The organism is Candidatus Cardinium sp. cByotN1 (assembly GCF_022810525.1).
Classification (GTDB): Bacteria; Bacteroidota; Bacteroidia; order Cytophagales; family Amoebophilaceae; genus Cardinium.
Map to the genome: position 1 here is coordinate 1 of NZ_JAACGG010000001.1, position 14,972 is coordinate 14,972.

Annotated in this window: 9 protein-coding genes and 1 tRNA gene; 7 read left to right on the top strand and 3 right to left on the bottom strand. The window is 36.3% G+C overall.

Annotated elements, in window-relative coordinates; genetic code table 11:
* Nucleotides 1–265: 265 nt before the first annotated feature.
* From MUW73_RS00005 to MUW73_RS00015, 3 genes are all read left to right on the top strand, one after another.
* Nucleotides 266–589 carry a hypothetical protein gene (locus MUW73_RS00005; protein WP_243018293.1) on the top strand — a complete coding sequence of 108 codons (324 nt, stop codon included), beginning with the start codon at nt 266–268 and terminating at the stop codon, nt 587–589.
* A 370-nt stretch (nt 590–959) separates the two neighbouring features.
* On the top strand, nt 960–2,243 hold the full coding sequence (locus MUW73_RS00010) for a DNA recombination protein RmuC (protein WP_243018291.1): 1,284 nt from the start codon (nt 960–962) through the stop codon (nt 2,241–2,243).
* A gap of 215 nt (nt 2,244–2,458) precedes the next feature.
* Nucleotides 2,459–3,112, top strand: a complete 654-nt coding sequence (locus MUW73_RS00015) for a DUF4292 domain-containing protein (protein WP_243018290.1) — start codon at nt 2,459–2,461, stop codon at nt 3,110–3,112.
* A gap of 310 nt (nt 3,113–3,422) precedes the next feature.
* Here MUW73_RS00015 and MUW73_RS00020 read toward each other — a convergent pair whose 3' ends face one another.
* The 3 genes from MUW73_RS00020 to MUW73_RS00030 form a co-directional block, all read right to left on the bottom strand.
* Nucleotides 3,423–5,912 (bottom strand): bifunctional UDP-N-acetylmuramoyl-tripeptide:D-alanyl-D-alanine ligase/alanine racemase, encoded by a 2,490-nt coding sequence (locus MUW73_RS00020; RefSeq protein ID WP_243018289.1) that lies wholly within the window; start codon nt 5,910–5,912, stop codon nt 3,423–3,425.
* Nucleotides 5,913–6,090: 178 nt separating this feature from the next.
* Nucleotides 6,091–6,163 (bottom strand) — tRNA-Lys (locus MUW73_RS00025).
* A 65-nt stretch (nt 6,164–6,228) separates the two neighbouring features.
* Nucleotides 6,229–6,486 carry a hypothetical protein gene (locus MUW73_RS00030; protein ID WP_243018288.1) on the bottom strand — a complete coding sequence of 86 codons (258 nt, stop codon included), beginning with the start codon at nt 6,484–6,486 and terminating at the stop codon, nt 6,229–6,231.
* A gap of 309 nt (nt 6,487–6,795) precedes the next feature.
* Between MUW73_RS00030 and MUW73_RS00035 the strand changes: the two genes are divergently transcribed.
* From MUW73_RS00035 to MUW73_RS00050, 4 genes are all read left to right on the top strand, one after another.
* The gene (locus MUW73_RS00035; RefSeq protein ID WP_243018287.1) at nt 6,796–7,398 is read left to right on the top strand and encodes a hypothetical protein; all 603 of its coding nucleotides are present in this window, start codon (nt 6,796–6,798) and stop codon (nt 7,396–7,398) included.
* 126 nt (nt 7,399–7,524) lie between these two features.
* The gene (locus tag MUW73_RS00040; RefSeq protein WP_243018286.1) at nt 7,525–8,028 is read left to right on the top strand and encodes a DNA-3-methyladenine glycosylase; all 504 of its coding nucleotides are present in this window, start codon (nt 7,525–7,527) and stop codon (nt 8,026–8,028) included.
* Nucleotides 8,029–8,043: 15 nt separating this feature from the next.
* Entirely contained in the window at nt 8,044–12,306 is a 4,263-nt protein-coding gene (locus MUW73_RS00045) for a contractile injection system tape measure protein (RefSeq protein WP_243018285.1), read from the top strand.
* Nucleotides 12,307–12,623: 317 nt separating this feature from the next.
* A complete protein-coding gene (locus MUW73_RS00050) occupies nt 12,624–14,483 on the top strand; it encodes a hypothetical protein (RefSeq protein WP_243575119.1) in 1,860 nt (619 codons plus the stop codon).
* Nucleotides 14,484–14,972: the final 489 nt, after the last annotated feature.

Sequence of the window (14,972 nt, forward strand, 5' to 3'; positions counted from 1 at the left end):
AAAAGTAGCTTTAAAAATTCATTTTTTACCAATGTCATACATAGATACAATATAGCCCTTAAATTGACGCAATTAAGTGAACAAATACTTGTTGCTTTCAGGTAGTGGCTCTACATAGCTTGGCCACTACAAATTTTTTATCAATAGGCAACCATAAATGCTTCTAAATCTATTGTAAACATAGATATATTTTATGATATTATATAGCCAAATTACCAGTAAAGTAAGATCAGTAAGTATAATATAAACGATAAAATATATGCATATGCAGTTCATAAAAAACAAATTAATCCCTAACAGATCCGTTGCTTCAAAAATAATCTTTTCAGCAGTTGACCTCTTGTGTTTAACTGCTCAAGTGGGGTGCAACCAATCTTACAAGCATTTGGAATGCCATCCTTCTCGGAGCCCGAATATTGTCAAAATACGCCCAGTTCCACCACAAAGAATTTCTTCTTTACATGCTCATCAAGAGACTATAACGCTATCTCAGACTCCTACGACTAATGATGTAACACTGTATAATGAGAACAGAAGGTATGCTCTTACTAATGATGTAAATGCACTACGCCCTAAGCCAAGAAGGTAATGGTTCTTTGCCTAGTGACCTAAATGGATTACCACCACTTAAACCCAGAAAAACTTATGCCTATGATAACCCTAAATCAGAAACTCAAACAGCCATGGGAATTGAATCAGTAGCGTCAATATCAGTGGCAACACCCATGAAACACAAATCTAGTATTTGTAGTCGACTGCCTAAATTTTTTTTTTAAAAATATAAAGAAAATGTAAGCCGCAACTCTGAAAGATGGAGTGATCATATAAATTGGGCATATGTGTTAAAAAAAAGATCACTTAAAGCAAAAGCTATGTCGTAATTAACTTGTTAGGTTGCTTTTATTCAGTTGCTTGCATAAAGGCACCCCTACCATTTATTAGATTTAATTTCACTCTCTATGATCTATTTTATTATTATAGCGTTAATTGGTTTAGCTATCGGCTGGTTCATGGCAAAAGTTCTGAGTAAAGTTCCCATGGCAACCTTAGAAAATAGCATGGCCAATCTAGAAAAACATTTAGAGGAAAGCCAATGTCAATTCAATGCCTTACAAGAGAAATATCTACAAATTAGTAAAGAATTAGCTGCTTCACTCGCCCAGAACAGTTACTTAGAAAAAAAAATAGCTGAACAAGGGCAATCTGTTGAGCAGCTCCAGGCCCAGCTGACCATCCATTTTAAGAATTTAGCCAATGAACTATTAGAAGAAAAAAGTAAAAAGTTTTCAGAACATAGTCAACACCAAATCGAGCAATTGCTCGCACCACTTACCGAAAAAATTAACCACTTCGCTCAACAAGTTACCCAATATAACCAAGAAGGGTTGGAAAGAAATGTTGCCTTACGTACAGAATTAAAACAACTCCATGACTTGAATCTCAAAATTACGCAGGAAGCTGAAGGTTTAACCAAGGCATTAAAAGGAGATGCTAAACTACAGGGGGGATGGGGTGAGTTTATTTTAGAAAATATTCTAGCGCAATCTGGTTTAGTTAAAAATAGAGAATATGTGATACAGCCCTCTATTACAACAGAGGATGGACAAAGGCTTCAGCCAGATGTCATCATTCATCTGCCAGAGGGCCGCAATATTGTGATTGATGCCAAAGTATCTTTAAATCATTATGAACAATTTTTTAATAACCAGGATAAGCTTGATCAGGCTTTTCACCTCAAGCAGCATATTTATTCCATCAGACGTCATATTAAAACACTAAGCGAGAAGCGCTATCAATCGCTCTATGATCTACAAGGTTTAGATTTTGTTTTAATGTTTATACCTATTGAACCAGCTTTTGCACTAGCTATTCAAGAAGCAGCTACACTCTTCAATGAGGCCTACGAACGCAATATTGTTATTGTATCACCTTCAAATTTAATAGCTACTCTGCGCACCATTGCTAATTTATGGAGACAAGCTTATCAGAATCAAAATGCTTTAGAAATTGCTAGGCAAGGGGGAGCCTTATATGACAAATTTGTTTCCTTCGTGGAAGATATTAAAAATATAGGTCGTCAGTTAGACTTAACACAAAAAAACTACCTAGAAGCGACTAAAAAACTATGCGATGGCAAGGGTAGTTTAGTGTCTAGGGCACAAAAAATGAAATTGTTAGGGGCACGAACCAGTAAAGTGTTAGATCAGCAACTTATAGATAGAGCAGATGAAAAAGCTGATTAATAACGTCAATTTGGTATTATATTTATTGTAAATCAGCTTTAATCAACTAATAATACCTTAAGTTGACGCTATTGCCTAAACATATACTGAATCTATCGTAGCAAATCTATTTATATTCAGTACTAAAATATAACTAAGTTCAAAATATATTATTGACTAATGCCGTGAACAGATACATTTTTTGGGTCTTTTCTTATTTGTTTTCTGGTTGTGGTATGCAGAAGACTGATCAACAGTCTTTTGATTTATGGGCTTTGCCTACTACTTTTCCTGCTTATTTTGCTATCAACGCTGCTTTAATTTTCAAACATCTAGATCAAAATTTGCGCTATCGTCTAGTCTGTTTTATAGCATACGATCAAGAGATTCATTTTATTGTCAAGGGAGCGTTAGGTATAGAAATAATAAGTGGTGTTATCGATCAAAAAGGTATAACACTTTTAGATCGATTGAATCGTGTGGTACATGAATGGGACTATAGTCGCATTAAGCAACATTATAACTTCGATGCTAATTACTTATTTATACAATCATTACTTTTAGGTACTGTTTGTAATGCAAGTAAGGCTAAGAGAGAGCTGGTACCAGATGCGCAATCTTCCAGTGTAACCTATATCTATGATAGGCTTACTGATAAGATCAGGGGACTTCAATTAATGGAGAAAAAAAAGGGCAACCAGCTTAAATTTTTATACCAACACAAAATCGTAGAAGATAAGCTTTATTTGTCTGGCATCAGCATGCTTTTTTCTTTAAAATATAAAAAAGTATGCTATACAGGGAATATCATATTGCACAAATTCCACTTTAAGCAGCTCAAAAGGCTAAATAGTAAATTGACCATACCGAGGTATTATCATCATAAATGAAATATTTTCTCTATTTATTGAACATCCTTCGTTTTTATCCTAGTATAAGCCATGGTGGTGAACGGAAACGAAAAATATCATATTAAACATGAATCAATATTGTTTATTAGGATAAAAAACTATTCCATGTATCGTGAATAAGATTTGTCTTAGAATAATAAATATCACCTGACATACGCTTCTTAACGTATATATGCTTCTACCTTATCTACTATCTCTTTAGACACTATAAAACTCATTCTGGACCTTTCTGGCTTACTAGTAGGACAAGAAGTGAAATCATCTAAATAACTTTTATCAAAAAATCATTTTAGGTATAATAAACCCGTTTCACTCTTTGGCTAATTTGGGTTAATAATTCATAAGGAATGGTACCCAACTCTTCGGCTAAGCGATCTATTGAATGTTCTGCACTAAAAATAATCACTTCATCACCCCGTTTTACCGCTATGCCTGTCACATCTATCATAGCCATATCCATACATACATTCCCTATAATAGGGCATGTATGACCATGAATCACTACTCTGCCTTTCCCACAGCCAAATGACCTGCTTAGACCATCGGCATATCCGATGGGTATAGTAGCAATTGTCATATCTTGCCTAGCTATGGTACTTCGATCATATCCTATGCCTTCACCTTGTTGAATATTTTTTACCTGTGAAATGGTGGTTTTGAGGCTACTAGCTGGTATAAGATGGGGTTGTATGGTTTTATCTACTCCTACGCCATGTAACCCAATCCCTAATCGTACCATATCAAATTGAAATTGCGGAAAACGTAGTATACCATTGGTATTTAAAAGATGTTTTAAAGGTTTTATGGAGAGATGTGCTTCTATATATTGCGTCATCTTGATAAACCTTGCTACTTGTAAGTGGGTATAGGTGTCATGTGCATCTGCTTGTGAAGCAGCTAAATGGCTAAAGATACTCACAACATCTAGGCAAGGCATTTGTTGTAACCGTTCTATCAGCTGGTCTAGTTCTGTTTGGGCTATACCTAAACGATGCATACCGGTTTCTAGTTTTAGGTGAATAGGTATGGTTTTGTTTTGGTTTTCTCCTATAAAACAAGCTAATGTATCCAATAATTCTAAGCTATATATTTCTGGTTCTAGGTCATGGTTGAGCATTCCATCCAATTGATCATCTGTTGGATTCATGACCATAATTGGTAAGGTAATCCCTTTTTCGCGTAAAGAAATTCCTTCGTCCAGGTAGGCAACGCCTAAATATTCTACACCATGGCGCTGCAGTGCAGAAGCTAGTTCAAAACTACTGCTACCACTACCATAGCTAGCGGCTTTTACCATAGCCATGATTTTAGTAGTTGGATGTAGTTGTTTTCTAAAGTAGGAGAGATTATGCCTAATCGCATGCATATCTATCTCTAGAATCGTTCCGTGGTTGTTTTTTTCTATTGTTTGAACCACTCTTTCTAGTTGAAAGATACGTGCTCCTTTTACTAAAATGGTTTCATCTCTAAAAGAGATTTTTTGTGCTATACAATCTGCTACGCTATTAAAAAAAATCTTTTCTGGTATAGCAAAAAGCGGGCTGTATTGGCTTATAACAGGGCCAATACCGACCAATCGATGGATTTTATGTTGGGCCAATAAGTCAGCAAGCTCTTGATAAAGCTGGTTATCAGGTGTAGCAGATTGTACTATATCAGATAAAATAACGGTTCGTTTAGTGGGCTGTTGTTGTTCGATAAAATCTAATGCTAGTCTTAGGCTGACTATGTCATTGGTATAGGTGTCATCTATAATTTGACATCGATGGATACCGGCTTTTAAAGTCATACGCATCGGTATGGCTTTAAGCTGTAGCAGGGAACGTTGCAGTTGTTCAGGGTCAAATCCATTGTCTAGTAGGTAGACTAGGCAATGGGTGATGTTTTCTATAGAAGCACTATCTCGGAAAGGGGTTACAAAAGTGTTATTTTGGGTCGAAGTGGTAATTTGTAAGGTGGTTTGATTGGCTACCTCTTTCCGGGTAACCAAATAATCTGCCTTGGAATTATGAAAAGACCAGTTTACCCCTATTTTTCTCTTGCCATAGCGTTTTTGAAGAACTTGGTGAATCAGCTGATGATCTTTGCAATAGTAAATGGTGCTACAGCTGGTAAACAATTTTATTTTCTCCTCAATCTTTTGGTTCATATTTTCAAAGCCTTGGCTGTGTGCAGGGCCGATATTGGTAAATAGTCCATGAGTTGGCTTCATGATTGAGCTTAATTTTTCCATTTCGCCGCTTTGGGAAATCCTTGCTTCAAAAATACCGTATTCGTGGTTGGATTGCAGCAAACTTATGGCAAGTGGTAAGCCAACTTGGGTGTTGTAACTGTGTGGGTTGCTAATGGTTTTGTACTTTCTGGACAAAAATTCATGCATCCATTCTTTGACAATCGTTTTCCCATTGCTACCTGTAATACCCAATAGGGGCAAGTGATACCTAGATCGGTAAAAAGTGCTAAACTGCTGTAACGCTTTTACGGTATGTTTTACTTGTAGGATATTCACATCTTTGTAACGGTCTATGATAGAGCGGCTGCATGAGTGGTCTACTACAAACTGACGAATGCCTTTTTGATAAGCCGATGCTATATAATCGTGTCCATTGTGATTGATGCCTACAATGGCAAAAAAAATCGGAAATGGGGTAATGATTTTACTTCTACTGTCTATAATTAGTTCTGTTATAGGCAAATTATCCGTTTTAGCTACTACTCGGCCGGATGTAACCACGACCAAGTCACTAAAGTTAGCAAGGGCCTGATGAAAATGCATCATGATGGACTTGTTTTAGTGTCTGTTACCGACATGGGTAAATAAGGTTTTTTAATTACTTTTTTCCTACGTTTGCCTAGGACTGCGTTGCAACGAACTTAATTAGTTAATTTTTGCTCGGGAGGCTTGGCTATGAGCAATCAACGAGTGAGTTAAAGTGCGTTATGGAAGAGGTCTAATGTGATCCCGCTGGGACTCGAACCCAGGACCCTCTCCTTAAAAGGGAGATGCTCTACCAGCTGAGCTACGAGATCAACATGTAGTGAATAAATGTAAATTTATTTATTTTTTAGCGAAAATAAAAATTATTTTATCTATACTATCCACTTAATCTTTTTTTATCTTTCCTTCGTTCACCTAACGGTGTCCACTGAAGAATGACTACCATTGGTACATGGTAAGCCGTAAGGAATTTTCTTTTTACTGTTTTATCAAGAAAAATGGGTATAAAAAAGCTTTTTTTACCAAAGTCGGGAACCCAGAATGGCGTCCACTTAAGCATGACCACCATTGGTACATTTAATCCGTAAGGCATTTTCTTCTGTGGCAATATGTAGTCAACTATTATATGAACCATGGTCAAGCTAGCAAATGTGAAACACCATAATGCTACGCTTCCTAAGGGTCTTACAAGCACTATTACTTAAATATAGATAACTAGTGTGTTATGTGCCTTACATCGATCTTTATAGAGAATAAAATAGGCGCCTTTAAAGGCTGAATAATATTTAATCACTTAAAATAACAGCCTATTATTTTGCCTTAAAACTAGACATTATTTTATGTTAAAGTCCAATTTAGCTTTCAGGGCATAATATAAATCTATATATTTAATCTTTCGTTACCTATTGGCATTAGATGCTCAGTCTACTAAAATTAAACTACCATGCATAAAACTTTAAACAACTATTTCTTGAAATTTGGTTTATTATTTGCGGCTACTTATTTCATGAATTTTACCAATAAAATCGTCTATTGTTCGTTCCTATTGACTATTTTAGGGGCTACTTTAAATGGTATAGCAAAATGTCATGGTGGCCAAAAGGCTACTATGAGTATTCTATTTTGTACGACCATAAGCCTTGTCTTATTATATAATAAGTCCTATTGCATTATACCTGGAAAGCCTATTAGTGGCCTTATAGTAGCCTCTTTATGCGCTATATTCATCGCTTCTTATATAGGTTGTAAGCTTTTTTTAAAGTTAAACAGCCGCTACCGATTTGCTCTAAGTAATTATATAAGCCTATTGGTCTTCGGCCTTGTAGATCATCTTATAATGGGACTATTTTTTACTAAAACATTTCCTCTACATAAAGTTTGGTTGATTATCTATAAAGAAACCGTCTATACCTATCTTTTTTCCTCTATAGTATACCTTTGTTCAGTTGCCGTTGTATATGCGCAACCGCTTTATCTGAAGCTTAAGCAATATAGGGGCCTATTACGTTCCGTTAAGCAAGTTAAATCCAAAATACCCCCCTTATAACAACTGATATAATCTCTTGCCCTTTGATACAAAATCTGGCGCTATCGGAAACCAAGAGCACGGGGCTATGTTTTAAGTTGACTTTATTTAATTTGGCTTGATGTCTCACCTGAACCAATAGGCTACATGATCTTAAATAGAGCTTTTTTTGCACAAGATACCAACACGGTCAGTACCCATTTAATTGGTAAATTATTGTGTTTTCATAACTTTCAAGGCGTTATTATGGAAACAGAAAGCTATATTGGCACAGATGACCCTGCTTGCCATGGGGCTAGAGGTGTCACGAAAAGAAATAAAGTAATGTTTGGGCCAGCAGGGTTTAGTTATGTATATTTTATATATGGTAAATATTATTGCTTAAATATGGTTACGGGAGCTTTAAATTTTCCATCAGCTACTCTGATTAGAGGAATAAAACTTATTCATCCACCTTATACTTATCTAAATGGCCCGGGCAAGCTTTGCCAATGGTTAGGTATTAATTTAAACCATAACGGGATTGATGTAACCTTATCAAACCTATTATATATTAAAGATATAGGTTGCACATTACCCTACAAGGCAACACCTAGAATAGGCATTTCAAAAGGATTAGATAAAATGTGGCGGTATGTTGTTACTGATTAGACTTTTTAAATAATTATGCCTACCAAACAACATCATGTTATTTTACGTAGCCGGATTGAAGTTACCCTTGAAAACCATAATCAACATAAATTAGTCCAACATACCCTTCATAAAGTCATCCAGAAGCGACTGCTACCCATCTTATCAAAAATTTTTTCTGATTATGTTCCTAGTGATGTGGTGATCTATTTAGATAAGCTGGTTATAGATGGCGGTAACGTAAATCTATCTCTCTTGAACAAACAGTTGCCTCCCCAGATCGAACATAGCTTAACACTTGAGTTAAAAGAAGCGATTAACAAAGTGATACATAATCCTAAGGCTAACCAAGTCATACCACTACCAGATGCCAAACGAGAGGCCATAGCGCATTATCTATCAGAGGGTAATTTTGCTTGGTGGATGGTTGAACGTTCTGAAAAACAGATTGAAAAAATATATTTAACCTTGCTCGACCAGCATCCGCTGCTCATAGAGCAACTTTGGTTTAATCTGCATAAAAAAGAAAAAGCCCTTCAACGTTCTATGGCACTTTTTTCTCAAACCACTTTGGAACATACCCTGTCCTGCTTACTGAAACAGCCAATACAAAACTTTGCACCTGTGCTAGCGGAAATAGGGTTGATATTAGATCAAACGGGTGTTTTAAATAGTGGGTTATACGCACCCGTGCAACAGTTGCTTGGAATGGCGCTTTTGGGTACCATCAAACAACAAAAGGGCAAAGCAGATCGCATCGGTTTTTTGCATATGCTACTCCAAGAAGTAGCCATGCAAACCTCTATCAGCTACGAAACAATCCTAGAAAAATTACACATTTACCATGCAGATAATGAACGCAAATCTTTATCCAAACAAGTAACTAGCACATCGGTGCTCCAGTTGCGTGACCTGATTGCCACACCACCGAAATTTGGCTATCAAGATGCTAAAAACCAAGAAAAGGTATTAAAAAAATTGGACGCAATAGGCAGTCATACTATGCCTTCCTATCAACTATCAGCAGCTATTAGAGAGATTAAAATAGAGATAGATAAGCCAGGTATACGTCTCTTGGTAAAAAGTTGGCTTAAAGAAAAAAAAAACAAGGAAAAATTGTTCAATAACTTACCTGATAACCTCTTGACTCCATTCTTGCGATCTGTAGATCCTCGAATAAAAGCCAGCATGGGACCATCGGCATCAAGAGCGCTAGGTCAAGGGGGCATGGTGCAACAGATACCTAACTTAGAAGATACAAATGGGGCAGTCAATCATATTTTACCTGTAATAGAAGTAATAAAAAGCAGGCTTATACAACGAATACCTCTTTCAAATAAGTTTCTAGATAACTTAGCAACCATGATTAGTCGGTTACTACAGGTTACTGAGCCTCAGCTAAACATTGATTCGATCAAAAATATTTTTATTAAAGCAGCTATGGTAGATCCACCTGCTACGGAAAAGCACTATATAGCACGTATTGCCGAGCGTCTTAATGCTTATACGCCATTGGCTGTTAATATATGGGATGAGCTAGCTGATAATGCAGCAGAGTCGTTTGACCTATTGGCCACAAAATCTAACGCATCTTCCTTAGATAAGGCGCATGGTTTGGTGGCAAAAAATTCATTATCTGATGTAGTCAATTTTCTTCTTTATAATGAATTACCCACAGATCAGCTGGTTCCAGCCTATGTAATAGCCAAGTGTTTGGGGCAGGCCACACCCACGCAAATACGGGATGAGTTGGCACCTTTGTTACAAGAAGCAGTTATTTTAAAAAAACTTATTCAACATGCCACAGAGTCCATTCTAGGTAAACTGTTACAAGCCTTTATTCCATTTTCTGGTCAGGTGATAGAACGACTAGAAAAAGTAATCATCCAGTCAAATTTACTACATAGCACTGAAAATCAGACTAATACTCGTTCAATAAAAGAAATTTTTATCACAGCAGCTATTGTTCATAGACCACCTACTACCGAAAAACAGTATATAGCCTGCTTATTAATGCATCTGGGTGTAGCGCTTTCATCTAGTCCGTTAATCTTATGTGATCAGTTGATGGATGCAGCCAAGCAAGTAACCGATAACCATCTAGTAGAGGCCTTTGCTTTGCTTAAAAAAAATTTAACCCCATTGCACTTAGATAAGCTAGATGAGGTGGATCTTATTTTTCTATCTACACACGAAAAATTTCAATTAGACAAGCTACTCCTACCCCTTTATTATAATAGGCTATTGCCTGCTATTAAAGCTATTGTACGACAATCTGATGCAGCTGACCTCTCTCAATCAGCGATTCATCAATTGGTCACAGATCACTTGCCAACTATTTCTAAAAGCTTAAAGAAGACCATGAGCCTTAGCTTATCCAAAGAGATGAGCACTTCTATGCAAAGCAAAAAAGAACGGGTTGCACAAAGATGGCACCTTTTTTTGCATACGGGAAAGCTTGGCAACTATCCAGATAGCACTGCTTTACTCAATGATGTTATCAACCAGCTGCCTACTTTTTCTTTGGCACAAGATAAAATACATGTACGTCAACGACTTATTGCCAATTTTACGCATGCCCAACTTGTCTTATTAGTGCAAAGCCACAGTGATGTAGGGCAAACCTTAGCCAACCCTATAAAAGGGATCTATCAATTGTGGTGTGCCACACAAGGTGCACTAGGACAACACCATAGCAGTAAAAACATATTTTGGAATAGTCTATTCAAAACCTTACCTCAATCATCTATTTCTACAGATGATTGGCTCGCACAAACCACCATCGCATGGAGTAACGTTTTAGAAATACCACCAACTATATTGGTACAAACTTTTCAGCTTCTTATTCAGGATGCCAAGGAGATACCAGCAGTAGAACAGTTAACTAGCTCATTGAATAGGCTGGCAGCAAAATACCAACAAAAAATCCAGCAACAAGCTATAGAAAGTGGATGCAAAGATCCTCTTTTAACCAAACTCCATCTATTGCTTAATGGCAGTCTATCTCTTTTTAGCCAAAAGTTTCATCTATCGCCCCATACATTTGGTAAGCAATTGGTTCAGTTTATGGCTGACCAACCATTGGCTTTATTAAAGTTTTTAGAAGAACAGCCTAATCATCCATTGGTTGCCAGACGTATGGTACACTACTTTAGTCAAGAAGTTAGTAAAGAGATGATAACATGTTTAGCACAAGATAATGCTCCATTTGTAAAGTATTACCTGGAGCTATTGAGCCATCCATTGCAACATCCAACCACCCAACTGCCTAATCTATCTACATGGCAAAAGGAACTATACATCTCTACCATACATTATTTGATTACCAAAAGTCGATTTAAAGAAAAGGAGTTTATACATAGTACCCTACTTACTACTTGCTATCCCAAAGAAGATATATACCAGATTATTAGATCTATTTTAACTACCAGACCGGCTACCAAACAGGAACGCAAGATGATAACCTTACTTAAGCCCCTGATAACTCGTATCCATACACCTACCATTAGTAGCTCCACTTTAGCGCATAATTCATCAGAAACCTTACCAAGCAAGCTAGCAAAAGAACCATCCAAAAAATCTGGTAACCCAGAAGAAGAAATTAGAGTTTATACTAAAAATAGTGGATTAGTTTTTCTATGGCCTTTCCTGTATGACTTTTTTAGCAGCCATAACCTTATGGTAGGTAACCAATTTGTCTGTGACCAAGCGGCCCATAATGGGGTTTACCTATTGCAATACTTGGTTACTGGCAAACTCAAGAGTCCAGAATGGCAACTTACCCTGCCTAAACTACTTTGTGGCTTGACCTATGATGAAGTATTGTTACCTTATAAAGTCATAGATGGAGCTTACGATTTAGATGACCCAGATCAGGTGCAACAGAAGCAAAAAGACATCGAAGTAATCAAAGATAAGTCATCACAACAGCCTCAACATGAAACTATAGAAACAATAGGAGAGAAGGGGGCAACAGCCAGAAATGATATAAAAGCCATAGAAGGTAATAGCACACTACTCTTTGAAAAAGTAATAAAGCGCTGGACAAGTTTAAAAAAGCTTAACGAAACTACCTTATACCAAGAGGCTACCACACAGGATATTTTGAAAAATTATTTTTTAAATAGGCTAGGTATCTTAACTAGGCATTATAATAATGATGCTACCGAAAGCAAATTTTGGCATTTGATGATTATACATCAAGACCATGATACAGTAGATTTACTGCCCCCTTGGTCTATGAATAACCTTAAATTACCTTGGATGCAAGAAGAAATTGTTTTATTTTGGATGGCTTAGCCGTGTTTAATACTTATCTAGTGATTCCAAGTATCTGTTCAGGCTATGGCGTTAACTTAAGGAATTTTTAATTATTTTTATTTGATTATAAGTTTTTTTATCTTACTTTTTTCTTGATAAAGAAGTAGCCAACTCTAACCTATTCATGCAACATCTATTTTAAATTCATTTTTGTTATGTTTTCTAAAAAAATAAACCTATCTCTTTGGAAATTGACTTCTTTTCTATTAGTTGTATCTTCCCAAATACTAATGACATCTTGCCAAAATTGCGGAAGTCATAAAGATCCTGTTACCGTTTCATATTCAGATAATCATATGCCAAAAGAGGATACAGAGAGTAGTCAACTGCAAGTATCTATTGCTTCTTGTAAGCGATTGGCCACCATCAGTTGCTTACAAGGTAAAAAAACAGATTTGCTAGTGCATGTAGAGGGTGAAGTTATTATGGCAGATCCTCAGGCACCATATCATCTGGTCTTGATAGGAGTTGCAGATGGTGGATCAATTACCAAAGAATCACCCATAGTCACAACAGCTATAGATAACAAAAATGAAGTGGAGAAGGTAATGTGGCAAGAGGATGGTAGTTTTATCTATCCACTTAAAGTAGATGCACTTTCTCTAGATACCAAACAGCTTAAATTTACTATCCCTATTACAGTATTAGATAAAGATCAATACATAAAATTGACCTCAAAAAGCTATAACATGCATATGTTATGGGTACAAAATGGTACACATGCTATTTCTGCTGCTTCTGTACCAATGGATAGCCCAGATAAAGATGAACCCTTGCCAGATTACCAAGCTATTGGTTTGAAAGCTCTATCTCAAAGTGGCAATGATACAGGTTGGTTTTTAAAAGGTGACGTAGCAACTTCTTATCAAAATAATGATCATGTAGAAGTAGGTTTTCTATTGGTAAAAGAAGGTGTTAACCCTTATAATTTGGTTAAACAAGCAATAGCTGATGAAAATGAATGGCCTATCAAAACTGAATTATTTAATAACGGCGACCTAATGGTTGTTCCAGGTAAATTTAGGAACCTTAAACCTAATATAGTAGGCAATCTACTAACTCACGAAGCGCCTATGCAATCCGGCAAGTATAAAATATGTTGTTATTTTGTTCAAAACAAAACACACTATTATTTAAGTCAAATGGAACATTTCTTAGCTGAAGCAAGTTCACTTGCCCAAGATAGTCCTACCCCTTTTATGACATTTGATGGTAGTACCCATCGCTTAACCATATCGAATTTAAAGCTTACCCGTGATAAAATAACCGGTCAAGTTAAAAATGTAACCCTTTCTGGGGATGCAATCGAATATTTCGCTGATGGGCAAAAAAAATCAATTCCTTCTGACCAAGCATCTTATGTAGTATTTATAAAAGCAAAAAAAGGTGTTCCATATATTTGGAGAACTGTTATGATTGAATCTTTAGTTAAAGCCTTGCGTGAATCTAATAGTAACGATAGCACAAATGGCAATATCTTAGTGGTTCAAGATCCGAGCAAACCGTTAAGCCAATCTGCTATTGCGTTCTTTAGCAGTGAAGAAGCCTATAGCTATTTCCCTTGCTTGTGTACTACACAAGGTAGTATATTTAAGTTTCACGGATCACAAGAAAAATTAAGTATAGCAGAAAACAAAGAAGGACAAGAGCTAAAGAATCCTTTAAAGGTTCCAATTCCTCCTATAACCTTAGATAATACACACGCGCATATTACTTTGCATCCTGGTGGCTCTTTGAAAAAATTTCTTTATGCTAAGGATAATTATACTATCTATAAATTTCCTGAAGTGCCCTTTTTGGGTAAAATTAATACTCAAAATCACGGATATATTATAGTTAAAGCAGAGCATAAAGAGACAATTCAAGAAAAAGCAGAAAAGCTGTTTAGCAAGATTAATAAAAATAAAGGCTACATGTATGAACCAATGTTAGGTTTTATCTTTCTAAAGCGGGTGATTAATACAGAGGATTTTGAGAAGACAGCTCCAGAAGCTCCGTCTGACTTTTCTATAGATCTATACAAGGCATACAGTAAAAATAAAGTTTTAGCTAAAGAAGCTTTGTTTATTAGCTATTGGTTTGAAGATGAAACAGGAAAAATCGTATGCAGCGATCCAGTAAGTATTGAGGTGAGGCATAAAAGTAAAGAAAAATAAGACTAGATAGGAGGCTATAGACTGAGCTCAGTGGTAAGTACACACCCAAAAAACGCCTCTTGTAAAATTTCTTGCGTACCAATAGGCTGAATAAGAACTATTATATTTGACAACCTATCTATTCACCAGCCTGAAGCTCCAGTGAATGAGCTTTTTTTGTACCCGTTCAAGGGAGAGGTTTTGTATGCATTTAAGGGTATCTGTTCCTGACACTGGTAAAAAATGAATTTTTTAAAGCTACTTTTTGCTTGATCAAAAAGTAAGAGAAAAAACTTTTTTACCAAATTTGTGAACAGCCAATGGCGTCAACTTAAGGGATATATTTAATTGATTATTATATAATAATATATAAAAAACGCCCCTTGTAAAATAGTTGCGATCAGAAAGAGACCCTTATAGCTGAAATAGAAAAACAGCTGCAATGGATGTTGCAGGGTGGATTCTGTTTTTCCAGCTGTAAGGGGCGCTTTCCGCGACTTTTTACCAGGG

Coding starts and splice junctions, on each gene's coding strand:
- MUW73_RS00005 (WP_243018293.1), top strand. CDS start 266: ATGCAGTTCATAAAAAACAAATTAATCCCTAACAGATCCGTTGCTTCA.
- MUW73_RS00010 (WP_243018291.1), top strand. CDS start 960: ATGATCTATTTTATTATTATAGCGTTAATTGGTTTAGCTATCGGCTGG.
- MUW73_RS00015 (WP_243018290.1), top strand. CDS start 2,459: ATGCAGAAGACTGATCAACAGTCTTTTGATTTATGGGCTTTGCCTACT.
- MUW73_RS00020 (WP_243018289.1), bottom strand. CDS start 5,912: ATGATGCATTTTCATCAGGCCCTTGCTAACTTTAGTGACTTGGTCGTG.
- MUW73_RS00030 (WP_243018288.1), bottom strand. CDS start 6,486: ATGGTTCATATAATAGTTGACTACATATTGCCACAGAAGAAAATGCCT.
- MUW73_RS00035 (WP_243018287.1), top strand. CDS start 6,796: ATGCATAAAACTTTAAACAACTATTTCTTGAAATTTGGTTTATTATTT.
- MUW73_RS00040 (WP_243018286.1), top strand. CDS start 7,525: ATGATCTTAAATAGAGCTTTTTTTGCACAAGATACCAACACGGTCAGT.
- MUW73_RS00045 (WP_243018285.1), top strand. CDS start 8,044: ATGCCTACCAAACAACATCATGTTATTTTACGTAGCCGGATTGAAGTT.
- MUW73_RS00050 (WP_243575119.1), top strand. CDS start 12,624: ATGCCAAAAGAGGATACAGAGAGTAGTCAACTGCAAGTATCTATTGCT.